The following is a 21,333-nucleotide window of genomic DNA, read 5'->3' on the forward strand; positions in this document are numbered from 1 at the left end:
AGGCACGGCGCCGAAATAGCTTTCAAGGCTCGAAATGGCAGTCTCTCCCTCGTTAAGACTGCCTGCTCACAGAATCCCTTCTCAGCCCAACTTCAAGTCCCAAAAAGCCATATGCGATTCCCCTGCCTTTGTGGGGGAGATGGTCGGTAGACCAGGGGGCGCTGTCCCGCCAGCATAGAAGGGATCGCTGCCTCCGCACACCTCGCATGGGTGGCGCCTGATTTGACATCATTGTCGCTGCGGGCGGCTTAGGTTAGGCTTTTCTGGGGCACTAACCAGGGGCGTGCCAAGAATGCTTTTGCCATTCTTGCGTTGGCCTATAACTCGTCACCATCACGGTCTGGGCAGGCTGAGATGGATAGCTCTCTTTGCACCCGTCATCCTGTTGTCCGGCTACGTCGTCTACGGCTTTGTCGGCATCCGGATCGACTCGCCGGTGACAGCCCTCAGGCACCTTGCCGCTTTCCCGAACTGTACCGCCGCTCGCTTCGTTGGTCTGGCTCCGGCGCGCCGCGGACAACCCGGCTATTGGTCGACGCACGACGCCGACCGCGACGGGATCGCCTGCGAGCCATGGCGCGGCGGAAGCGCCGGCGGTGTCAGGGTCCACCGCTACTGGAGCACCGGTCGCCGGTAGGGTGGGAATTGGCCAACTACAGCTCCTTCTCCGCCAGTTCGCGGAACTCATCCGGCACCGAGCGCGCCGCCTCCAGCGCCGCCGCGCCGTAGCCGACCGCCTCCTTGCCGAAACGCTGGCGGATCCTGTCTATCGCGCGGTCGGCGCCGAAGCGGGCGAGGCCCTTGCGGCTGCCGGGCTTCAGTCTCTCGTCGGCAAGCCCGAGCGGCAGTTCGAGCTGCAGCTCCGCACTTTCCTCCAGATGCGAGACGGAGATCGCGAGCAGGGAGATTTCCCGCTCATGCCGGTTGGCGGCGAGCACGCCGCGCACCAGCTCTTCGGCGATCTCGGCCAGCATCGCTGTTGCCTGGATCGGCTGCTCCAGCGTCACGGAGCGGGTAACGGCGCGCATGTCGGCGAAGCGCACGCGCACCGTAACCGTGCGGCCGGGCCGCGCCTTAGCGCGCAGGCGGCTCGCCACACGATCGGCGAGATGCAGCAGCGTCGGCACGAACACCCGCGCCTCCGCCGGCTTGCGGCCAAGCGCCGACTGCGCGCCGGCCGAGTGTGCCCGCCGGTGCGTCTCCAGCCGGCGCGGGTCGCGGTTCCAGGCGAGGGCGGCGAGCTTCTCGCCGGCGGCCGGGCCAAGCAGGCGTTTCAGCGCGCCGCCATGGCTGCGCGCCAATTGCCCGATGGTCTCGACGCCGATCTCGGCGAGCCGCGCCCGGGTCGCCGGGCCGACGCCCCACATCAGCGATACCGGCAGGTCGTGCAGGAAGGCGATCTCCGTGCCGGGCTCGACCACCACCAGCCCGTCGGGTTTTGCAACCTGCGAGGCGATCTTGGCCAGGTGCTTGGTGCGCGCGACGCCGATAGAGATCGGCAGGCCGAGCTCGGCCTTCACCCGCCGCCGGATGGCGCGGGCGATCTCGTCGGGCGGTCCGAACAGATGCGTGCAGCCGGCGACGTCGGCGAAGGCCTCGTCGATCGAGATGCGCTCGACCAGCGGCGTGAAATCGTCGAGCACCTTGATCGCCGCGTCGCCGAGCCGCTGGTACTCGCTGAAGCGGCCGCCGACGAAGATCAGGTGCGGGCAGAGTTCGCGCGCCTTGCGGCCGGGCATGCCGCCGCGAACGCCAAAAACCTTGGCCTCATAGGAAGCCGCAAGCACCACGCCGCCGCCGACGGCGATCGGCTTGCCCCTGAGCGACGGGTCGAGCAGCTGCTCGACCGAGGCATAGAAGGCGTCGAGATCGGCATGCAGGATGGTGGCCGATGTCGCCTGACTTTGCGTCATCCGTGGCGCCAATTCACCTTGCGGCGTTGCAGCATTAGCAACATCTGTTCGAAGGAATTGTTCTCGAACAAAAAGAGAACAAACGAGGTCTCTTGTCAAGCGGCATCGGACCGCCGACGACGGTGGGATCTGCGACCTGTCACGAGGATGCGGGATCCAGCCGGAATCTCGTTTTTTTGCCACGTCGAGCGAGCGTCGGGAGCGCACGTGCAGCATCGACCAAGGTCGATGCCGAGAGGCAGGAACATCGTCCGGCCGACGGCGTTACTGCGTGGTAGGGACGCCGTTTGCGGGAGGCCTGACATGGGCCAGTTCGAGATCACGGACCTCGTCTATATCGTCGATGCTTGCGCCACCGGAAGGGCCGCCGGGCGGCTAGTGTCGATGGCACGGGCGGTGGAGGAACTGCGTGTGCTGACCGGCGATTTCATCTCGCCGGACGAGGTGGCGGCGAACGAACTGTCGGCCGTGGCGCTCGAGCGCGGTTGCGCTGTGCTGTTCGACGAGCAGCCTGGCGCCGACATCCTCAGGGCGCCGTAAGTCCGATATACGCTGCTATATGTTGGGCGCCGCTCGGGGGTGGCGTCCATCACAACTTATTGAAAAATTGGGCTTTCAGGCCCGGCAAGCGACAAGTCGAGCGAAAATCTTAGCCATTCGTTTATGCATGCTTGCTCATATGGAAGCATGGCATCGCGCACCCGTTTTTTCGTGGGGAACTTTCGCCGCCTGCTGGGAGCCAGCGGCGCGGGCGGCAACGTCGCCGTCATCTTCGCATTCGCCTTGCCGGTCGTCGTCGGTGGCGCCGGCCTCGGTGTCGAGACCTCGCTCTGGTACTACAGCAGCCTGAAGCTGCAGGCGGTGGCCGATGCCGCGGCCTATGCCGGCGCGCTCGAGAAGATCGCGGGTTCCGACAACCCGACCATCGTCGCCGCCGCCACGCAGTCGGCGACCTCGAACAACTTTGTCGCGCCGGGCACGATAGAGGTCAACACGCCGCCATTGTCCGGCCCGAACACCGCCAAGAAGGCGGTTGAGGTCATCGTCAAGCACAACCTCGATCGCTACTTCACGGCCATTTTCAACAGCACCCCGGTTCCGCAACAGGCGAGGGCGGTGGCGCGCATCACCGACGCCTCGAAGGCCTGCGTGCTGGCGCTCAGTCCTTCGGCCGTCCAGGCTGCGCTCTTTTCCGGCAACACCAGCGTCAACCTCACCGGCTGCTCCGTCATGTCGGACTCGGTTGCTGCGGACGCCATCAGGACGCAGGGATCGGCGACGCTCAAGGCCGACTGCCTGATCACGGTCGGCGGCATGGTGCTGAACAATCCGGTGACCACGACCTGCAGTTCCAACCTCACCCAGGCCCTGCCCGCATCCGATCCTTACGCCAGCCTGCCGACGCCGGCGGCCACGAACCCGTGCAGGAATGTCAACGGCAACAAAACCTCGCAAACGCTGCAGGCCGGCACCTACTGCAGCGGCATGGACCTCAAGGGCAATGTCGCGCTTTCTTCCGGTGTCTATGTCGTGCAGGGCGGTTTCAAGATCAACGCCAACGCGGTCATCACCTGCGCCGCACCCTGCACCGGCGTGACCATTTTCATGTCCGGCAGCAACACCGTCAGCATGAATGGCAACGCCACGGTGAACCTGAGCGCGCCGACTTCCGGTACCTATTCCGGCGTGCTGTTCTACGGCGACAGGACGGGGACCGCGGCGCAGAGCACCTTCAACGGCACGGCGAACTCGCTTTTGACCGGCGCCATCTATTTCCCCAAGCAGCAGGTCAACTACCTCGGCAACTTCTCCGGCAGCGGCGGCTGCACCCAGGTCGTCGCCGACACCATCCAATGGTCAGGCAGCACGACCATCAAGCAGGACTGCACCAGTCTCGGGATGAAGGACATTCCGGCGACGCAGTCCGTTCAGCTCGTCGAGTAGCGCGCATGGTTGGGCGGACCCTGCGCATTTTCCGGGACAAGGCCGGGATAGCCGCCGTGGAATTTGCCATGGTGCTGCCCATTCTGTGCTTCGTCTGCCTCGGCATCGCCGACGGCTGGTCCTACGTGTCGAGCTACCTGCAGATGCGCGCTGGCGTCAAAACCGCGGCCAATCTGGTGATGGCCGGCGCGACCAACGACACGGGAACGCAGGCGGTCGCGCTGTCGAGCTGGAACAACAAGCCTGAAGATGCGGCGGTCGTGCTGGCTCGATCCTACATGTGCGGCGCCACGGTCGTGACCTCGACGACGATCTGCGGCGGAACCAAGCTGCCTACCGTCTTCGTCCAGATTTCGGCGACCGGCACCTGGGTGCCGCCGTTCAATTTCGGCGTCTTTCCGGATCCGCGCGTGATGACCCATCAGGAGGTCATCCGTGTCCGCTGAACGGATCGCCAGATGGCGCCGCGACCGGTCCGGCGGCGCCGGGCTGGAATTTGCGCTGATCGCGCCGTTCCTGGTGATGCTGCTGTTCGGGATCTTCGCGTTCGGCTGGTCGTTCAATGCCACTTCGACCGTCCGCTACACGCTGGAAACCTCGGCCCGTGCCTTGCAGCTCAACAACACGCTTACGCAGAGCCAGATACAAGCGATCGCCACGCAGAAACTGCTGGCGCTGGGCCTGAAGAACGTCGTCGTGACGATAGCGACCGATCCTGCCAGCGGGGGCTTCAAGATGGCGCATCTGACCGCCAGCTACGCCTTCGTCATCGAGTTCCCGTATTTCGACCAGTATCCGATCAGTTACGCAACGACAGTCACTGTACCCTTGGTTGCAAGCTGAGCATCTTGCCGCCAAAAGGTTTCACTTGATGTTCTGCAAGATGTTGCTGGCGTAACTGCGTCTCCCGATCAGTTAGGACTAAGGTCTGATCAGTATAGGGCTTCTGCGGCCCAAAGGGCTCAGCCGGCATCTGTCCGCGATAATCGTCTTTGATTTCAGTATCTTATCTGTGTCACCCGGCGCGTCGGTCGCGCATCGCTACTATATTTGTCTAAAGTTTACTTCTTCGAATTAGCAAATTTGCATACGACGGCGTTATAGCGGGTAGGCGAGGTGGCGAATCCCCGAGGAGGTACTATGACAACCCGAAAAACCCTGTTGGCGGCGGTGGCCGCGTTCGCTCTCCTGGCCACTCCCGCGTTGGCCGGCAACGGCAATGGCGGCGGCAACGGCAATGGCGGCAGCCATGGCAATAGCGGCGGCAGCCATGGCAATAGTGGCGGCGGCAATTCCGGCAAGAGCGGCACGCACGGCAATTCCGGCCAGAGCAAATCCGGCAAGAGCACGCATGGCAAGTCGGCGTCGGCGAAGTCGGGCAAGAAGTCAGCGACGGTCACCGTCGATGACGTCGAAGTCGCGGCCACGCCCAAGGAGAAGAACCTCCACGCCAAGCTCGGCCGGCTCAACTCACTGCAGCGCAACATCAACGCTTACATGAACTCCAAGAGCAAGAACTTCGCCGCAGTGCAGGCCTATGTGATGGCCTCCGCGAATGCCCAGAACGCCAAGGCCGCGGTCGAAGCCGCCAATCAGGCGGTCATCGACGCCCAGGCCGCACTCGACGACCTCAACGAGCAGCTCGCCGAGGCGAATGCGCTGACGCCGGCAACGCCCGAGGACGAGGCGGCCAAGGCCGCGCAGATCGCCGATCTGGAAGGGCAGATCGCCGATCAGGAGACTGCCGTCTCTGAGGCCGAAGCGGCAGCCGCCGCGGCCCAGACCGCGGCCGACGAAGCCGCTGCCGACGTCCCATCGCTCGACGATGCGCTTGCCGAGATGGCCAACAAGCCGGTCGACGACGAGGTCACAGAATGGGCCACGGGCGTGCTTGACGACAAGATCGACCAGGTAGCTGCCAAGCTGGCGGAGCAGGATGCCGCCGCGGCGACGACCGACGACACGACCACCGATCCCGCCGAAGAGGAAACGGAAACCGAGACGGCGGAATGAGTGAGTAGGGACTAGTGAGTAGCCAATAGGAGGGGCTGGCGGCGTGCCGCCAGCCCCGTCCTTGCACCACTTGCTACCCAATTCCCTATTCACTACCCGCTTCCGTTCATCCCGACGGGGAAAACCACCGCTAACCCCATGTTCGGCATGGCAAATCTTCGCTTCCCAATGTAATCTCCTGCGTCTAGGGGTTCAAAGGCATTGGGAGGACAAGAACATGCCACGGGTTTCGGAGCTCTTCTTCAAGACAGCCATCGTGTTTCTCATTCTGGGCGTCGCCGCCGGCCTGGAAATGGCCATATCGGGTGACCATGGCGCGTTCCCCGCGCACGCCCACATCAACCTGCTGGGCTGGGTCACCTCGGCGATATTCGGCGGCTACTACGCGCTCAATCCAGCCAAGGCGGCGCGGCGCATCGCGATGATCCACTACGGTCTCTATACGCTCGGCGTGGTGATCATGCTGCCTGCGCTCTACCTGCTGCTGCACGGCAACCCGGCACTGGAGCCGATCGTCGCCGGCGGCTCGTTGATCGTCGCCGCCGCCATCCTGCTCTTCGCCGTTGTGGTGTTCTCGCCCGAGCCGGTGCCGTCGGCCTCCGGCCTGCAGTCGGCGCCTCGCTGAGGGCGAAACTGCCGATCTCCCCCCTTGTGGGGGAGATGTTCGGCAGGAGAGAGGGGCGAACGATCACCAGCTTCGGCGTGATCCGCTCCCTGCACAATCAGCTTCAATGATCTGGACAGTTGCTGACAGGCCGGCGGGACAGCGCCCCTCTGGTCTGCCGACCATCTCCCCACGGGAGAAGAGCCTGTCTCAGGCTTTCGCCAATCGCCGGTTACAGCAGTCGCGACAGGAAGGTGTGGATGATGCCGTCGCGCTCGAACGGTCCGGGCACCTTGGCCGGCAGCGAACTGTCGGTGGTCTTGGCCGCCGACGAGGCGCGGCCGTAGATGATGAGCAGCACGGCGATGAAGTAGCCCACCTGCAGCACCAGGGCGGCGACAAATGTCCAGCCCAGCGCTTGCCACAACGATCCCGTGTCCGCGTAGGTCCAGCCAAGGACCACGAGAATTGTTGCCGACATTCCCACAAGAAACTGCGGAAAATACATTTGCCCGATCGAACGCTCCGGATCTTGTTGCGGTCCGGAATGCCCGCCCATGTCTCTACCCTATTCGAGCGTTGCACCTTTCACGCATGGTCGCAAGTTGGCACCAGTGCCGCGCTCTGTTCTGCCTTTCGGCCAGTTGTATGCGACCTATGTCTTAGGACTTAGGACCTTGAGCCGCCCTGCGCAAGAGTTGTCTTGGTTGCTGCACCGGCATTTGAGGCGCGCCGCCTTTGGCGTGCCCGGCGTGACGCATCGCCGGGCACCCTTGCGGTCAGACCGCCATCTTGCCGATGATCTTCGCCATGTCTGCGGCGTCGAAGGCTTTCAACGTCTGCGTGCGCACATTGCCAAGCGATGCCACGGAGAGGCTGAGGGCCGTAGCCGCGATGTCGTCATTGGCCTCGACGGCCGCTACCACGTCGTGCTGGCCAAGGGTCCACAGCAGCGAATTCACCTTCACTCCGCTATCGGCGGCCATCGACTTGAATGCTTCGGCCCGTTTCACCGTGTCCTTGATGGATTTGGCGCCCTGCTCGGTGAAGTTCACAAGTATGACGTAATGCGACATGATTTCCTCCCATCGCGGTCGGGGGGCGTGCGGAAGCGTCTCCGCCGCGGCCGTTGTTTCTCCCGACGAGATCGTGCCGTTCAGGCGGCACGCGAGAAGGAGTGCCGGCCGAGGCAGCTTACGGAGACTCTGCCGGCACTCCACGCGAAGATTGGGTGTTCTCCCCGCGCGGCGGCATATTAGCACCGGCGAATATTTGGGAAAGCCGTTTTCCCTGGAGTCCGCGGGTCTAGGCCTCGAAGAAATGGAATGTTCCGCGTCCGCCGGACTTGCTGCGGTAGAGTGCCATGTCCGCCTTCTGCAGCAGGTCGTCGCTCGTCACGCCATCGCCGGGCGCCAGCGCGATGCCGACGCTGAGCCCGAGGACGAACGGGGTGCCGGCGACCGTGAACGGTTCCCGGAAGCGGTCGATGATGCGCGATGCAAGAGCGGCCGCATCCGTCTTTTCAGCGATGCCTGTCTGCACGATGGCGAACTCGTCGCCGCCAAGCCGCGCCACCGTGTCGTGGTCGCGCACCGCGCCGCGTAGCCGTGCGGCGACGTCGATCAGAAGCCTGTCGCCGGCCTTGTGGCCGAAGCCGTCATTGACCGGCTTGAACTTGTCGAGGTCGAGATAGTGCACGGCCATCAGCGCGCCGCGCCTGGCGAGCGCCACCGCGCTGTGCAGCCGGTCGGAAAACAGCATGCGGTTGGGCAGGTCTGTCAGCGCGTCGTGATGTGCCATGTGGGCGATCGTCGCCTGGTCGCGGCGCTGCTCGGTAACGTCGAAATAGGTGGTGACGAAGCCGCCGCCATCGATCGGCATGCCGCGCACCTCGACGACGGTCCCGTTCGGGCGGGTCCGCTCGTAGACATGCGCCTCGCGCTGCCTGACCAGCGCCAGCCGGCGCGCGACATGCAACTCGACTTCGCCCGGCCCGTATTCACCGCGCTCGGCGTTGAAGCGAAACAGCATCTCCATCGACGGATAGCCGTTGGCGAAGAGGTCGTCCGGATAGTCGAGCAAGGTCCGCTGCCGTTGGTTGCAGATGACCATGTTGAGGTCCTGGTCGAACAGCGAGACGCCGCCAGGGAAATTCTCGATCACTGCCTCCAGCAACCGGATCCGTTCGCGCGAATGCTCGACCAGCTGCGCCATCCGGCCGATCGCTTCGGCGAGGCCCGCCGTGCCGGGCCTTGCCGGCACGCTTGCTTCCAATGCGCCCGCCGCGCCACGTGATGCCATCGCCATCGGCCGCTGACCCCCTCAGCAATCCCCGGAATATTCAGTGACGCTAATATGAAAGGATTGCCGCCGGATTAACGCGCTGCCGGTCGCGGCCCTCTTGTGCCGGTTTCCTGCATCGCGAACGAGAGAGGCCCGCCATGCCATGCGGCGCGGCGGGCCTGGTGACGCTCATGAACGTCAGGTCAGGATGATGACGATCTTCAGCGTGTCCGGATCGACGATGACGATCCTGCCGTCGGCCAGCACGAAATACTCGTAGGTCTCGTAGGCCGGAACGATCTTGACGATGCGCGGCGGCAGGCGATGCAGCCGCACCTTGTGCCGCGGCACTTCGATGCCGACGGAGATGTCGAAATCGACCCGGTCAACCGGCGTGATCTTCGTCTCGCGGATCACGTTGGTGATCTCGGTCTTCTGTTCGACCGTCACGTTGGTGATGGACGCGGTCGAGCCCTGATCTGGCTGCGTCGATGTCTTGCCCTGCGCCTGTTCGTCGGTCTTCACCGTGGCCTTGCCCTGGGCCTGCTGGTCTGTGGTGGCGCCGGCCTTGCCCTGCGCCTGCTCGTCGGTCTTCACCGTGGCCTTGCCCTGGGCTTGCTCGTCGGTGGTGGCGCCGGCCTTGCCCTGCGCCTGCTCGTCAGTCTTCGCCTTGGCCTTGCCCTGGGCCTGCTCGTCGGTCTTCATCTTGGCCTTGCCCTGGGCCTGCTCGCCTGCCTTGCCGCCCTTCTGGCAATCGGCGGTGCCGGCGGCGCAATTGTTGTCACCGCTTGGCTGGACCTCGGCCGGCGCCTGTGCCTGCGCCATCGCGGCGCCACAGCCGACACCGAGCGCGAGCATGCTGGTAATCAGAATATGTTTCATGAGAACTCTCCTCGAAGTGTCGTCCCTTCGTTGGGGTAACTTCGGCTCGGGGCCTTTGTTCCGAAGCAAATTGGGCGAGATTCCATGACCAAATCGGATCGGCCACCAAGTCAAAAAATCCAGGAACAAGCCCTGTGCGGTGGCGTTAACGACCGAGGCGGCCCGGCTGCGGACGGCATTGTGCGCGCGGTGGAGGAGGTCGCCGGTAAAGACAGGAGACGATCATGAGACTGCATCTCAAGACAGCTGCCGCAGGCCTGCTGCTGCTCGCCGGCATGGGCGCCGCGGCCGCTCAGGACGTCATCATCGAGCCGCAGCAGGAAACCATCATCCGGGAGTATGTGCACAAGCAGCCGCTGGCTTCGGTCAAGCTTCCGGGCGTGGAGCTCAATGTCGGCACCGCACTTCCCGACACCGTTGAACTCCGCGAAGTTCCCAACGTCAAATATCGCTATGTGGTCGTCGACAATCAGACCGTGCTTGTCGATCCGGGCACCCGCAAGATCGTGAAGATCATCCAGTGACCTGAAATGGCGCCCGCCGCTTGCCAGAGCGGCGGGCGGGCCAGCTCGTATTATTTCGTGACTAATATATGCCGATACATGCAGGAACCTTTCCCTCTCACCACGCGTTGCCGCGTCTGACTTCGTGTTGCCTCAATAATAGGCAGGCTGTGCGAGGCAGATCGGGCAAACGAATCGGCGGCAACCAGAAAACGGGTCGGGGAACGGAGCACAGCTACCATGTCGAAGCGCGAAATCGGAACATCCCCGGCATTGGGGATGCGTGTCGCCGACCTGCGGGCCAGGATGCGAAGTGCGAGCATCACCGAACATGAGATGAAGACCTTTCAGAAGGTCGCGGCCATCATGGGGGGCGCCGACGGCTCTCTAAGCATCGATGCCGACGACCTGATCGCCGCTTCTTTTGTCGCCGAGACGGTGGGCGACAGCGCGCCGAACTGACCGCCGCCGGCCGCGGGCCGGTCCAGCATCACCCTGTCAGCATCCAACCTATCCGTTCCGCCCTCGCGGGCGAGAGCGTGCGCTCGTGCCTGTCGGCGCGAGCCTCATACCTCGTCGAAGGGGCCGCCACGCCTTGCCGGGTCGCGCTTGATGGCGGCTTCCTCGGCATCGTCCGGCAATGCCTCGTCGCTCTCCTGGTAGGGGTTGTCGTCGTCCTCTTCCGGTAACTCGCCCTCCTTCTCGATGCCGGCGCTTTCCGGCACATCCGCTTCGGGCAGGCTTTCGTCGGGAAGGATGCTCGCGCCCTTCACCGCGTCCCAATCCTGCTGTCCTGGCGTGGGCGCCTCCACCTCGTCGTTTGGCGTCCGGTCGTCGGCCGTTGACGGTTCGACCTCGTCGTTCGGTCTCTTGCGCGGTTCCATGACTGGCCTCCTTGGCGCTGGCACCTGAAAATCTGTTCCGAAGGTTGAACTCGCCGCCTTGCCACCGGTTCCCGCGCGACCGGCTACCGGGCAAGCGCCCCGGTCCCGCCAGGGAACCAATCGGCCCCGGCGTTCTTTCCCGGACAAGGAAAGGAGCCAGACCATGAAACCTTTCGCCTTTGCGCCATGCGCGCTGCTGGTGATGGCGCTGGCCGGTCCGGCGGCCGCGCAGGACAACCCCGACCAGGCCAAAGCGTCCGCAGGCCCATGCCAGGCCGAGCCGCAGGGGCAGGGCAGCGCTGAGCAGAAACCGGCCGCCGACAGCGGCAGCGACAATGGCCTGACCGGCAAGCTCAAGCCTTGCGGCGGTGTATTGCAGCCGCCGCCGACCGGCGACCAGGGTATGGCCCAGCCGGCGCCCGAGGAAGGCAACATGCCGGTGATCAAGCCCGGGGAAGTGCCGCCGCAGCCGCCGAAGCAATAGTGATTGGGAGGCCCTGCTCAGCGCGTATGACGCTCGTGCGGCGCGCGCGCCGCGCGGATCGTCCGCACCTTGGCCCGGCGCAGCGTCGTGACCGGATCGACGCCGGTCCAGACGATGCCCGCGGCCTTGGCGAAAGCCATGAAGGCGCGTCGCGTCTGCTCGATGGTCAGGTGTCCGGCCCGCGCCGCCTCGCACGCCTTGATAGCGATCTTCTGCAGCCGTGTGTCTTCGGCAGGGGGCCATTCCTTCAGGAAGTTCTGCATCTCCGCCAGCGATGCGATATCCCGTTTGAAGCCGGCGCCAACGGCGACGGCGATCGGCGGGTCGAAAGGCAGATCCTCAATCATAGGCACCTCCGCTAGACTCTTCGCCTTCAATGCTGGAACGGCCGCCTGGTTCCGACGCCGTCGGCGGATCAATTAGTGCCGGCTCGCGGAACAAGAGCCCCGTGCCGGCGTTTGCCCCGGAGAGCCCGCCAATTCGAACTCTCGCGCTTCCGCCGGTCCGTGGAGGCGGGGCGAAGCTCGCAACCAACCAACAGGAGGCAGACATGAAAATTGCCCTTATTACTGCTGTCGCCGGGCTGGCTATGATTGCCGGCATCGGCGCCGCCGCCGCGGACCAGGTGATCGTGACGCCCGAGCAGCGCACCGTCATCCGCGAATACGTCCACAAACATCCGCTGGCCTCGATCAACCTTCTCGGCGTCGAGCTCAATGTCGGCTCGACCTTGCCGGACACGGTGGAACTGCGTGAGGTGCCCGACACCCAGTATAGATACACGGTCGTCGGCGACCATACGGTGCTGGTCGATCCCGGCACCCGCAGGGTCATTGAGGTCATAGAGTAGGGCCGGTCAACCGGCTGATGCATGACGGCCCCGCCGCTTCGCGCGAAGCGGCGGGGCGAGGGGGTTTGGGGCAGGGAAGGAGCACGTCCATGTTGCCGCATGTCGAGACCCCCAACTCCGAGAATGTGGCGGCCTGTTGCGACAAGCTGTTGGCCGAGCGGGGAACGGGATTGCTTTCCATGACGGAGGCAATCGGCGAACTGCGCCGCCGCACCGGCACCGAACGCTCGGACGCCGATCTCGCCGGGCTGATAACCAAGAAGGCAGCCCTGCTGGGCGTCGCCGTCATGGCGCACTAGGCCAGCGCCACCGCGCAGGACAAGCCTCGCAGGAGGGAGGGACGCACTGGGACTCTCGTTGGGCGTTATTGCCGCAAGTCCCCTCCGCTGCGCTCAAGACGCCGGCTCAAATTTCCGCTAGTGTTTACCGTGGACCACCGGAATGGAACCCAACCACGGAGGCAACAAGTGACGGACGACAGGCAGGAACGCATTCGCCAGCGGGCACACGCTATCTGGGAAAAGGCCGGCCGGCCCGAGGGCGCGGATATTCAGCACTGGGACCAGGCGACGGCCGAGATCGATGGCGAGGCCAAGCCGAAGAAGAAAGCTGCACCGAAGAAGCCTGCCGCGGCGAAGCCCGCCAAGACCGCCGCCACCAAGACTGTTGCCACCAAGAGCGCGACCAAGGCCGCAAAGCCCGCCGCGATCAAGTCGAAAGCCGGCAAGGCCTGAAAGGCGGAACGGCCCCGCCGTCGGAGAGATGGGCCGGGGCCGGGACGCGCGCCGGCCGTGGCCGATTTCCGGCAAATTTTGCAGCTTCCTGCCAGGGTAGGGCAGGCCGCCATGCGTGGTCGCAAGGCTGATCAGCCCCTCGCCAAGGCTGGCGCTTCAGCGCCTTCCACTGCGTCCACCTCATCGAGGCTGGCCGGAACATTCCGCTTCAAGAGTTCGGCGAGCACGGTGGCGGCCTCGAGCAGGAGCGCCGCGTTTGGCAATCCTGCCGGCAGCAAAGCGCAGGCGACATGCAAAGGAGGATCGGCAATGCCTCATCTTCACATGAAGGCGGTCGACGTGGTTGTCGATCTCCTTGACGCGGCCGAGTACGTCGACAAGCTCAGCGAGCAGGAACTGAGGGAACTCTGCCTTCAATCACATTTGATGGCGTTGCCAAGGAAGGTCCGCATGCGTGGGCCGATCGTTCGGAACATTGTCGCGCCGGGTCCATTCTCCTTTGACAACAAAGGAGACAAGCCATGAACTGGGATCAGATCAAGGGAAAGTGGATGCAGGTCAAAGGCAAGGCCAAGGAGCAGTGGGGCGACTTGACCGACGATGACCTCGACCGCATCGAAGGCAATCGCGATCAGTTCGTGGGGCGGATCCAGGAGCGCTACGGCATCGCCAAGGAAGAGGCGCAGCGGCAGCTCGACGACTGGTCGAGAAGGCTCGACTGAGCGCGGCGCCCCGCGGCGATCTCTATCGAGAGCTGGAAGGCGGCCGCAACAGGGCTCGGAGTTGGTCAGGCCGATCAAGGCCGGCCCGATGTGGCGGGGATTTCACGCTACGTCGGTGCAGCCAACTTCGGCACGTGCGGAGCAAAAGCGGGGGAAAGAGTGACAATCGGATTATGTTGCGAGCTGGCTAATACTAGTGTCGTCCTAGCCGGCTTGCCCGCCCCCGAAGCCCCCAAGCCGGTCAGGCCCGGCGGTCAGTCGAAGTTACCCCAACAGGCTGTCGGGCCGCTGTGTATCGCCAGTCACGTAAGTCAAAGACCGGCAGGCACGGCAAGAAGCCACCGAGCTTCCATAGCGCTGTCGTGACGATCATCCATTGCACGCGCGCCCTATCTCTGACTTCAAAAGGCTCCAGCGCCACGCACCTCCCGCCGTGCGCTGGAGCCTTGCCCGCGCTCAACCGCTGCCAGCGGGAGCTGCCGGTGTTGACCAACGGCGCTTGGATGGGTTCGTTCCGCGTTTAGGGCCATGGTCCGAAGCTGGATGCGACTGAAGTTGCAACGTCAGAGCATGGAAACGCAGCGGCATGGCATTCCCGGGCGAAGGCAGCAAAAAGAACCCGCCGGCTCTGCCGGCGGGAAAGGCTGGAGTAGCCAGGAATATCTGGCGCGAGAAACGATCACCAAGCCGTTTTGTTGCAAAGACCCGCCAGTCCACCGCCTGATCCTCGATGGGTGCGGCACGTTTGCGGTCGGAACCTTTAGCTGTCGCTGATGTTGTCACTCCAGCACCCATTTCGGGCGAAGGAGCGCGTCATGAACAACATCATCTGGCTGGTCGGAGCCGTGGTCATCGTCATCGCGATACTTAGCTTTCTCGGTTTGAGATAGCTCTGCGCGACTCTACAGGCCTGCGCCGGCATGCGTGGCGAGGTTGTCGCCACGCTCATCCGGAGCCTAATGCGAAGATCGTCTGCTGGCGTATTGCGCGACAGCGCACAGAAATGCCAATGCGCCCGCGTCGCACGCCGCCCTGGATGGCCCCTTGGCGAATAAAACGGCATCCGCGGCCGGAACCGTCAGGCCGTGCTTCTTGGCAAAAGCGGTGACTTCATAGGGCTGCTGGTCGTCGGATAGGTTGGTCTCGAATTCATAATTCATCGATCCACATTCCTCCCTTCGTGAATTTGCCCTTCCTTCGCCCGTCGCGAATTAAACGCTCGACGGGGCGCGCGAGTCCACCAATCATGAATTGCCGTGAAACGTTCCATCCCTGGTGTCGTGACTTGGTGGTTGCAGGAATAGAAGCCTAGCCGGCAGCGCCAGGAAGACCGCGCGCCGCATCGGCCTGGACGGGCGCCTGCCACGCCTTTCTCGAAGCGCCTGCTCATTTCAAGCCCGGTGGTCTCGCCGAGGATCTTAGCAGCCGGGAACATTAGCCGTTTCGAATGGTTGACGTCCTGTGTGTGGCGTCGCTGCTTGGCGTCCCACGCAGGCTGGTGGGCAAACATCGGCCGGCCCGCGTCATCGGTCCCTCCGTGGCGCGGGCTCTTAGCGGGCCGCCGCGACGGTACTCCGCTGGGCCACGCGCTATTTTTCTTCCTGGCGCTTTTCGATTTCGTAGGAAAGCCAGCGGCAGAGCATGCCGACAATCGATGCGGCAGCACCGCCAAGCAGGCAGGCGACCAGCAGCGGGCTTTGCGCGGCGCTCTTCCAGCTTACGATGGCGAGCAGGATCGCGCTCGCCGTCGAGACCAGGTAACCGGCGCCTTTCAGCAGATGTAGCGATGCTTTGGTCATTGCGGGAAACCTGGCCAGATTGCCGGATGGGCCAACGGCCCGACTAACATACGCGGGTGAAGAGGTTCCGTTCCCATCGGGGATGGCTTCAGCGGCAGAGCCGGGCAGGCGTCATTCCACGCCAGTCCTCGGACCGGGCGAGTGTCCCGGCTTTGAGGGGGCCAGGCCAAGGTCGAACGTTTGCGGCAGGTCAGGTCTCGGACGGGGCTTGCCGACCGAGGCCGTCGTGAATGAGCCAACCCGGGGAGGCACTGCCACCTGGCCCTGACGCTCACGCCAGAAGGGCTTTCCGAACGCCAGGAAAATGCCGCCGACAAGGCACGCCAACAGCAGGAAGGCGAACGCATCCGCTATCATGTTTCCTAAGCGCATGGCGGCTCCCCCTGGGGCGGGTGCCCGCCGACACGGGAACGATGATGGCGGGCACCCGGAGACCGCCGATGAAGGGACGTACCCGGTGGTCCCCTTACCAATGGGTTGGCAGGGCCACGGTTGCCTTGAAACAACCGGCCCGGCCCTCTGCGCCCGGCAATGAGACTTCAGTCTCATGGCTGCCGGGACTGAGGTCCCCTGTGCGGAATGTTGCCGTAACGCGCCCGTTTTCTCGACAGTGCAATCGAGAGGAGAAAAGCAAATGGCTGACGGTCCAACGGTTGTGAACTCGGGTGGAGGTGGTACGGTTGTCGCGGTCGTTCTCGCGATACTCGCGATCGTGGTTCTGCTCTTCTTCACAGGTGTCATCAACCTCAACGGCGGCGGCAGCAAAGACGTCAACGTCAAGGTCGATGCGCCCAATATCGAGGCGCCGGCGGCATCCGCGCCGTCCGCGCCTGCGCCTGCCGCGCCAGCGCCATCCGAACCGGCGCCTGCGGCCCCCGCGCCATCAGCACCTGCGCCCGCGGCTCCGGCCCCGGCTCCCAGTGGCGGCTGATGTATCGATAAAGGACGAGGCTCCGGCGTGGTGCGCCGGAGCCTTTTCTTTCTACTATCCGCCAACGACAGCCTCGTAAGGATCGCCATCTCCAAAAGTCGCTTTTTTGTCGCCGCAACGGAACTTTTTAGTCGTTGCTAATGTTCATCTTCCGATAGCGAACATTCGCCTTCGGGTGCCGACGATCGGAGCGGAAACGGCCGATCGACCCAGCTTTGCTGCCCATCTGTCGCGCGAATGTTGGCACATTCGGAGATCGGGCCATGAACAGGCGTCTAGTACTGCTTTCCTCTCTCACTGCGGTGTCTCTCGGCTGCCGGACCGTTGTCGCTCCTGCCTGCTCGCGCCGGCGAACCGCAATCGGCGAACGTTCGAGCGGCAATGCGGAAACTCTGGGAAGACCACATCACCTATACGCGGAACTACATCATCAGCGCCCTCGCGGGCCTTCAGGACACTGACGATGTCGCGAAGCGCCTGCTCCGGAACCAGGATGAAATAGGCGACGCGGTAAAGCCCTATTACGGTGATGCCGCCGGTAAGAAACTGGCGGCGCTGCTCAAAGACCATATCAAGATCGCGACGGAAGTGGTCGAGGCGGCCAAATCAGGCAGCAAGGACAAGCTCTCGGCCGCTCAGGATAAATGGTCGGCCAATGCCGACTACATTGCCGTGTTCCTTGGCAAGGCCAATCCGAACTGGCCCGAGAAGGATCTCCGCCACATGCTGCACAAGCATTTGGAACTGACGACCGGCGAAGTGGTCGGCCGGCTGAACAAGGACTGGGCGGCAGACATCAAGTCCTACGATGAAGGGCATGACCACATGCTGAAGTTCGCCGACATGCTGACGGATGGCATAGCCAAACAGTTTCCGGATAAGTTCAACGGGTGAGCCGTCTCGGCTTCGCCGGGGCAGGAGATAAGGTCGATCAGGCGGCGCCGAGCTTTCGGCGCCACCTCATGCGGGCTGCAGTTCAGCTGGTAGGGAGCCATCTGACCGTCTCGCCTTGTGGGCCTTTGTGGGGTGAGAAGGGGGAGCGCTAGCCCTTCAAGCCTCCCACGCGTCGCTGGACAGAGCGAAGCGGATACCGGCCGCGGTCATGGCGAGCTCGCATTCGGTGACTGCGCGCAGGTTGCGCAGATAGCGCGCCACGGTTTGAGGCAGCCAGCCGGCGCAGGCCTCGACATAGGCGCGGCTGTGGACGAGCGTGCCGGTCGACAGGCGCTCGTCCTTCTCGGCAATCACCTTCAGATACTGGCGGATGAAGCGGATGTCCTCGGCGATGTCCTGGCTGGCCATTCGCCAGGCGCCGGCGAGGCGTTCGCGCTGCTCGAGCGACAGTGGTGACAGCAGCGGGCGGGAGAGGTCGGCAAAGGCGGCGTGGTTCGCGGTGTTCAAGGATATCCCCTCGAAAGAAGGGAAATATCGTACTTTACGTACGAGTACGGGTCAAGTCGATTTCGTACAAATTGAACGAGGGACCGATCATAAGAATCCGGTGCAACCTACTTCCAGCCAAGGCTAGCCGCCGTCTTCCGGTCGGCCTCGGCGCGTTCGCGGTTCCCCTTCGCCTTCCAGGAGGCGCCTCGGGCGCTGTAGAAATCGGCGGATTCTGATTGAGCGCGATTGCCTGGTCGTAGTCGACGATGGCCTGGTCGTGGTCGCCCTTGTGCGCCCAGGCGAGGCCCAGCGCGTGGTAGGCATCGGCCAACTTGGGGTCGAGGTCCACGGCCTTGTCGTAGTCGGCGATGGCGCGGTCGTCGTCGCCCTTGTTGGACCAGGCTAGACCCCGGCCGTAATAGGCGTAGGCGCGTTTCGGATTGAGGCCGATAGCCACGTTGAAATCGGCGATGGCGCGGTTGTAGTCACCTTTGCCGCCCCAGCTCAGGCCACGATTTTCATAAACCCCGATGAGTGTCGGATCGAAGGCAATGGCCTGGTTGTAGTCGGCGATGGCGTGATCGAAGGCGCCCTCCGCCGCCCATGCGCCGCCCCGGTTGAGGTATGCGGATGCGTTCTTGGAATCGGCGATGATCGCCAAATTGTAATCCGCGATGGCCCGGTCATTGTCGCCCTTGTACGACCAGGCAAGGCCTCGGTTGTTGTAAGCAGCGCTGCTTTTCGGGTCGAAGGCGATCGCCTGACCGTAATCGGCAATGGCCCGGTCGTAATTGCCCTTCGCGGCCCAGTCGTAGCCTCTGTTGTAATAAGCGGATGCGTATTCAGGATGGAGCCCTATCGCCTGGTCGCTGTCGGCGATGGCGCGGTCGAGATCGCCTTCCATGGACCAGGCGTAGGCGCGCTTGAAGTAGGCTGTCGCGAGCTTGTCAGGAGCGCCGGCCTGGTTATCGATGATTTGCGTGCAGGCTTCGATCCGCCGGCTGGCGTCGGCCGCATTGCCGATGCACGCCGCATAGGTGAGATTGGCGGCGATCCCCATCGCGCCGCGGACGTCCAGCGCGACGAGGCCGGTCAGCAGCAGCAACAGCGGTGGGCGCCATTTTCGTACCAGCCATATCAGCCGGCTTTCGCCCACGCCTTCCTGGTTCACCACTTCGCCGGTTCTCCCTCGAAAACCATTGACCTCGGCCGACACCGACGGCTGCTTGCCATGCAAGCAGAAATTGCGGTGTCATGAAAGAGCAGTCAGAGGCCGACGGCGAGAGCGAGATTGCTCACATATCGATTATCGACCGTCTCACCCGCCCGATGATGGTGATCGCGCCCTCCAGCTCCGGTGGCGGGATGTCCAGATACGACGCCGGCTGGAAGGGCGGGGTGTCGTTCGGGCGGTAGCGCTTGTAGGTGGCGCGGCCGGTTTCGTCGGCGATCACGTAGCAGCCATTGGTCACCAGCCGCTTGTCGCGCAGATTGACGAAGATGATCGAATCCGGCGGCGAGATCTTGTTCATCGACGGGCCATCGACGCGCAGCGCGATCCATTCGCCTTCCTCGAGGTCGGCGGTCGGAATGGTCGGGTAGTCGGAGAGGTTGACCACGCCCTCCTGGCCGCCGAGCTCGCCGGCGCTGATCCATGACACGATCGGCACGTCGACGGTGAGCGGCGAGGCGGCAAAGCTTGCCGGTCCGGCCTCTGCGCCATCGGCATTGAACAACAGCCAGCCGGGGTCGACGTTAAACAGCCGGCCATATTTCTCCGCCGCCTTGCGCGACAGCGGCCGGTTGCCGTTCTCGTGGCTGATCAGCGTGTTCTTGTTGATGTCGCGCAAGGCCCGCGCCGCATCGCTCGGCGTGGCATAGCCCGCCGCGGTCCGCGCCTGCTGCAATCTGTGCCGTGGGTCCATCATCGTACAAAACGCCTGAAAAATATCGTCCAATACGTACGATTTCGCTTGCGACTCTTTCGTACACATCGTACGATTAGCGCATGATCGAGCATCCCGCAAGCATTTCCGCATTGCCCACGAACATTTCGGGGCTGATCGACCGTTGGCACGGCATCGGCGCCGTCGGCATCAGCTCCGACGCGATAGCACCGCAAGGGGGGGCGGCATGACCTTGCATCCTGATTTCCGCTCATCTGCTGAATTCCTATCGTCCGGGCTGTCCTCCTCCCCGGTCCGGACGAACACCGGGGTCTTCGCCCCGGGTCCGGCCGCCCCCTCGGCCGGAACGGCCGGAGCCGCTCCTCCCCCGGCTCCGGCCACCTTCCTTCGTCCGCCCGCGGCCGGCGCCGCCTCCGTGATCCGCACCGAGGATGGCACCGTCATCCTCTTTGATCGCGCAACCGGCCGGGCGGTGTCCGGCCTGACCAGGCAGGCGGCGGAGGCCGCGCTTCTGCGCCTCGAGGGCCACGGCGCCGCCTGATCCGCCCATTCCCGAACGATTTCAGCGACGGCCCTCGGGCCGAACCTGGCGCTCGCCCGCGCGCCGCAACCGATGGATCCCGATATGCCTGCCGCCTATACCGAGAAGGAACTCACTGAAATCGCGACCTGGCTCAAGGAGGGGCTTTCGGCCTCCCATATCGCCGTCCGCTTCAGCACGCTGCGCGGAAGTCCGGTCTCGCGCAACGCCATCATCGGCATCGTGCATCGCGACACCGGCCTGCGCACCATCGGCTTCGCCAATCCCAAGGGCGGCCGTTCCGGCGGCCGGCCGAGGAAGCATGCTCGGCCGGACTGGCGGAGCAGGGAGGCGGCCGGAACCATCGCGCTTTCCGAACCGTCGGCGCTTGCCAGGCAAGTCGAGAGCGCCCACGCCGAAGCTGCCAATCTCCCCCCAAGTGGGGGAGATGCCAGGCAGGGCAGAGGGGGGCGCTGTCCCGCCGACGTCTCCAGTTTTGACGTCGCCTCGCAAGCAGATCGCGTCTCCACCGTCCGCACCCCGCCCAGGCCCAAGAAGCCCAAGCCGCGAAAGCCCGCCCGCGTGCTGCCGCCGGCTTGGCTGGCACCGGGCCAGCGCGAAAAGTCTGAAGCGCAGCTGTACAAGCTGCCGGCGCCACCGCCGCCGGTAAAGCCCTGCCGCCAGCCGCATGTCGCCGCCATGCGCTTCATCGACTGCCTGTTCGGCCGCTGCCGCGCGCCGCTCGACCTCGCGCTGCAGGAGGAGCCGGAGAAGGATGCTCCAGGCGCTCGTCCCGGCCCGGAGATGCTCTGCTGCGGCCTGCGCACGCGGCCGACGCAAAGCTATTGCAGCCACCACCACGCAAGGTTTCATGGTCATCGCGGCAGCGGGATGTGAGGGGCGCGCCGCAGAAGGCCGCTCTCATAAAAGTCGACGATGCGAAAGTGGCGCCGCAGAGCGCCGATCTTATCCAGAAC

At 64.1% G+C, this 21,333-nt stretch carries 32 protein-coding genes; 20 read left to right on the forward strand and 12 right to left on the reverse strand.

Going from position 1 to position 21,333, the window contains the following annotated elements; genetic code table 11:
- Positions 1–385: 385 nt before the first annotated feature.
- Entirely contained in the window at positions 386–637 is a 252-nt protein-coding gene (locus PU724_RS29620) for an excalibur calcium-binding domain-containing protein (protein WP_245478311.1), read from the forward strand.
- Between the two features lie 16 nt (positions 638–653).
- Here the strand turns inward: PU724_RS29620 and dinB are convergent, their stop codons facing one another.
- Positions 654–1,913, reverse strand: coding sequence for a DNA polymerase IV (gene dinB / locus PU724_RS29625; RefSeq protein WP_354425306.1), 1,260 nt, complete (start codon positions 1,911–1,913; stop codon positions 654–656).
- A 303-nt stretch (positions 1,914–2,216) separates the two neighbouring features.
- On the opposite strand from dinB, the gene PU724_RS29630 reads away from it, so the two are divergent.
- From PU724_RS29630 to PU724_RS29655, 6 genes are all read left to right on the forward strand, one after another.
- Entirely contained in the window at positions 2,217–2,453 is a 237-nt protein-coding gene (locus PU724_RS29630) for a hypothetical protein (protein ID WP_127284190.1), read from the forward strand.
- A gap of 147 nt (positions 2,454–2,600) precedes the next feature.
- Positions 2,601–3,857 (forward strand): pilus assembly protein TadG-related protein, encoded by a 1,257-nt coding sequence (locus PU724_RS29635; RefSeq protein ID WP_354425303.1) that lies wholly within the window; start codon positions 2,601–2,603, stop codon positions 3,855–3,857.
- A 5-nt stretch (positions 3,858–3,862) separates the two neighbouring features.
- Complete coding sequence (locus tag PU724_RS29640; RefSeq protein WP_354425301.1) at positions 3,863–4,303, forward strand: TadE/TadG family type IV pilus assembly protein; 441 nt, start codon at positions 3,863–3,865, stop codon at positions 4,301–4,303.
- The gene (locus PU724_RS29645; RefSeq protein WP_127284192.1) at positions 4,293–4,700 is read left to right on the forward strand and encodes a TadE/TadG family type IV pilus assembly protein; all 408 of its coding nucleotides are present in this window, start codon (positions 4,293–4,295) and stop codon (positions 4,698–4,700) included. Before PU724_RS29640 ends, PU724_RS29645 begins: the two co-directional genes overlap by 11 nt.
- Positions 4,701–4,997: 297 nt before the next feature.
- Positions 4,998–5,870: a hypothetical protein gene (locus tag PU724_RS29650; RefSeq protein ID WP_354425299.1), complete on the forward strand. Its 873-nt coding sequence runs from the start codon at positions 4,998–5,000 to the stop codon at positions 5,868–5,870.
- Positions 5,871–6,087: 217 nt separating this feature from the next.
- Positions 6,088–6,495 (forward strand): hypothetical protein, encoded by a 408-nt coding sequence (locus PU724_RS29655; RefSeq protein WP_128275472.1) that lies wholly within the window; start codon positions 6,088–6,090, stop codon positions 6,493–6,495.
- Positions 6,496–6,706: 211 nt separating this feature from the next.
- Here PU724_RS29655 and PU724_RS29660 read toward each other — a convergent pair whose 3' ends face one another.
- The 4 genes from PU724_RS29660 to PU724_RS29675 form a co-directional block, all read right to left on the reverse strand.
- Positions 6,707–6,955 carry an exopolysaccharide production repressor protein gene (locus PU724_RS29660; protein ID WP_320254380.1) on the reverse strand — a complete coding sequence of 83 codons (249 nt, stop codon included), beginning with the start codon at positions 6,953–6,955 and terminating at the stop codon, positions 6,707–6,709.
- A 298-nt stretch (positions 6,956–7,253) separates the two neighbouring features.
- Positions 7,254–7,550 carry a GYD domain-containing protein gene (locus PU724_RS29665; RefSeq protein ID WP_127284195.1) on the reverse strand — a complete coding sequence of 99 codons (297 nt, stop codon included), beginning with the start codon at positions 7,548–7,550 and terminating at the stop codon, positions 7,254–7,256.
- 229 nt (positions 7,551–7,779) lie between these two features.
- On the reverse strand, positions 7,780–8,775 hold the full coding sequence (locus PU724_RS29670; protein WP_426213726.1) for a diguanylate cyclase domain-containing protein: 996 nt from the start codon (positions 8,773–8,775) through the stop codon (positions 7,780–7,782).
- Positions 8,776–8,955: 180 nt separating this feature from the next.
- Positions 8,956–9,639 (reverse strand): DUF1236 domain-containing protein, encoded by a 684-nt coding sequence (locus PU724_RS29675; protein ID WP_354425293.1) that lies wholly within the window; start codon positions 9,637–9,639, stop codon positions 8,956–8,958.
- Between the two features lie 224 nt (positions 9,640–9,863).
- Between PU724_RS29675 and PU724_RS29680 the strand changes: the two genes are divergently transcribed.
- Both PU724_RS29680 and PU724_RS29685 read left to right on the forward strand, forming a co-directional pair.
- On the forward strand, positions 9,864–10,163 hold the full coding sequence (locus PU724_RS29680) for a DUF1236 domain-containing protein (RefSeq protein WP_127284198.1): 300 nt from the start codon (positions 9,864–9,866) through the stop codon (positions 10,161–10,163).
- Positions 10,164–10,382: 219 nt separating this feature from the next.
- A complete protein-coding gene (locus PU724_RS29685; protein ID WP_127284199.1) occupies positions 10,383–10,604 on the forward strand; it encodes a hypothetical protein in 222 nt (73 codons plus the stop codon).
- 104 nt (positions 10,605–10,708) lie between these two features.
- Here the strand turns inward: PU724_RS29685 and PU724_RS29690 are convergent, their stop codons facing one another.
- On the reverse strand, positions 10,709–11,026 hold the full coding sequence (locus tag PU724_RS29690) for a hypothetical protein (protein WP_127284200.1): 318 nt from the start codon (positions 11,024–11,026) through the stop codon (positions 10,709–10,711).
- Between the two features lie 163 nt (positions 11,027–11,189).
- Here PU724_RS29690 and PU724_RS29695 point away from each other — a divergent pair, with 163 nt between their 5' ends.
- Positions 11,190–11,510 carry a hypothetical protein gene (locus PU724_RS29695; RefSeq protein ID WP_127284201.1) on the forward strand — a complete coding sequence of 107 codons (321 nt, stop codon included), beginning with the start codon at positions 11,190–11,192 and terminating at the stop codon, positions 11,508–11,510.
- A 17-nt stretch (positions 11,511–11,527) separates the two neighbouring features.
- Here PU724_RS29695 and PU724_RS29700 read toward each other — a convergent pair whose 3' ends face one another.
- On the reverse strand, positions 11,528–11,857 hold the full coding sequence (locus tag PU724_RS29700) for a DUF982 domain-containing protein (protein ID WP_245494515.1): 330 nt from the start codon (positions 11,855–11,857) through the stop codon (positions 11,528–11,530).
- A gap of 203 nt (positions 11,858–12,060) precedes the next feature.
- On the opposite strand from PU724_RS29700, the gene PU724_RS29705 reads away from it, so the two are divergent.
- The 5 genes from PU724_RS29705 (at position 12,061) to PU724_RS29725 (ending at position 13,816) form a co-directional block, all read left to right on the forward strand.
- Complete coding sequence (locus PU724_RS29705) at positions 12,061–12,360, forward strand: DUF1236 domain-containing protein (protein ID WP_127284202.1); 300 nt, start codon at positions 12,061–12,063, stop codon at positions 12,358–12,360.
- Positions 12,361–12,449: 89 nt separating this feature from the next.
- Positions 12,450–12,659: a hypothetical protein gene (locus PU724_RS29710; RefSeq protein ID WP_127284203.1), complete on the forward strand. Its 210-nt coding sequence runs from the start codon at positions 12,450–12,452 to the stop codon at positions 12,657–12,659.
- A 168-nt stretch (positions 12,660–12,827) separates the two neighbouring features.
- Entirely contained in the window at positions 12,828–13,094 is a 267-nt protein-coding gene (locus PU724_RS29715) for a DUF2934 domain-containing protein (RefSeq protein ID WP_127284204.1), read from the forward strand.
- A gap of 57 nt (positions 13,095–13,151) precedes the next feature.
- Positions 13,152–13,619, forward strand: coding sequence for a hypothetical protein (locus tag PU724_RS29720; RefSeq protein WP_127284205.1), 468 nt, complete (start codon positions 13,152–13,154; stop codon positions 13,617–13,619).
- The gene (locus tag PU724_RS29725; protein ID WP_127284206.1) at positions 13,616–13,816 is read left to right on the forward strand and encodes a CsbD family protein; all 201 of its coding nucleotides are present in this window, start codon (positions 13,616–13,618) and stop codon (positions 13,814–13,816) included. Before PU724_RS29720 ends, PU724_RS29725 begins: the two co-directional genes overlap by 4 nt.
- A gap of 956 nt (positions 13,817–14,772) precedes the next feature.
- Here PU724_RS29725 and PU724_RS29730 read toward each other — a convergent pair.
- Positions 14,773–14,976, reverse strand: coding sequence for a hypothetical protein (locus PU724_RS29730; protein WP_292169924.1), 204 nt, complete (start codon positions 14,974–14,976; stop codon positions 14,773–14,775).
- A gap of 429 nt (positions 14,977–15,405) precedes the next feature.
- Positions 15,406–15,615, reverse strand: a complete 210-nt coding sequence (locus PU724_RS29735) for a hypothetical protein (protein WP_127284209.1) — start codon at positions 15,613–15,615, stop codon at positions 15,406–15,408.
- Between the two features lie 634 nt (positions 15,616–16,249).
- Here PU724_RS29735 and PU724_RS29740 point away from each other — a divergent pair.
- Both PU724_RS29740 and PU724_RS29745 read left to right on the forward strand, forming a co-directional pair.
- Positions 16,250–16,546, forward strand: coding sequence for a hypothetical protein (locus PU724_RS29740; RefSeq protein ID WP_354425288.1), 297 nt, complete (start codon positions 16,250–16,252; stop codon positions 16,544–16,546).
- A gap of 324 nt (positions 16,547–16,870) precedes the next feature.
- Positions 16,871–17,440, forward strand: coding sequence for an acetylglutamate kinase (locus PU724_RS29745; protein WP_354425286.1), 570 nt, complete (start codon positions 16,871–16,873; stop codon positions 17,438–17,440).
- A 156-nt stretch (positions 17,441–17,596) separates the two neighbouring features.
- Here PU724_RS29745 and PU724_RS29750 read toward each other — a convergent pair whose 3' ends face one another.
- Genes PU724_RS29750 through PU724_RS29760 form a run of 3 tightly spaced genes read right to left on the reverse strand, consistent with a single transcriptional unit; the run spans position 17,597 to position 19,857 of the window.
- The gene (locus PU724_RS29750; protein WP_354425284.1) at positions 17,597–17,947 is read right to left on the reverse strand and encodes a hypothetical protein; all 351 of its coding nucleotides are present in this window, start codon (positions 17,945–17,947) and stop codon (positions 17,597–17,599) included.
- A gap of 34 nt (positions 17,948–17,981) precedes the next feature.
- A complete protein-coding gene (locus PU724_RS29755; RefSeq protein ID WP_354425282.1) occupies positions 17,982–19,166 on the reverse strand; it encodes a tetratricopeptide repeat protein in 1,185 nt (394 codons plus the stop codon).
- A 58-nt stretch (positions 19,167–19,224) separates the two neighbouring features.
- Positions 19,225–19,857: a LexA family transcriptional regulator gene (locus tag PU724_RS29760; protein ID WP_127311141.1), complete on the reverse strand. Its 633-nt coding sequence runs from the start codon at positions 19,855–19,857 to the stop codon at positions 19,225–19,227.
- An 80-nt stretch (positions 19,858–19,937) separates the two neighbouring features.
- On the opposite strand from PU724_RS29760, the gene PU724_RS29765 reads away from it, so the two are divergent.
- From PU724_RS29765 to PU724_RS29775, 3 genes are all read left to right on the forward strand, one after another.
- Positions 19,938–20,066: a hypothetical protein gene (locus PU724_RS29765; RefSeq protein WP_354425280.1), complete on the forward strand. Its 129-nt coding sequence runs from the start codon at positions 19,938–19,940 to the stop codon at positions 20,064–20,066.
- Between the two features lie 185 nt (positions 20,067–20,251).
- Positions 20,252–20,377 (forward strand): hypothetical protein, encoded by a 126-nt coding sequence (locus PU724_RS29770; protein ID WP_354425278.1) that lies wholly within the window; start codon positions 20,252–20,254, stop codon positions 20,375–20,377.
- A gap of 84 nt (positions 20,378–20,461) precedes the next feature.
- Entirely contained in the window at positions 20,462–21,253 is a 792-nt protein-coding gene (locus tag PU724_RS29775; RefSeq protein WP_354425276.1) for a GcrA cell cycle regulator, read from the forward strand.
- The last annotated feature ends 80 nt before the right edge of the window (positions 21,254–21,333 follow it).

The sequence above is a fragment of the Mesorhizobium abyssinicae genome (assembly GCF_049887195.1).
Classification (GTDB): Bacteria; Pseudomonadota; Alphaproteobacteria; order Rhizobiales; family Rhizobiaceae; genus Mesorhizobium; species Mesorhizobium abyssinicae.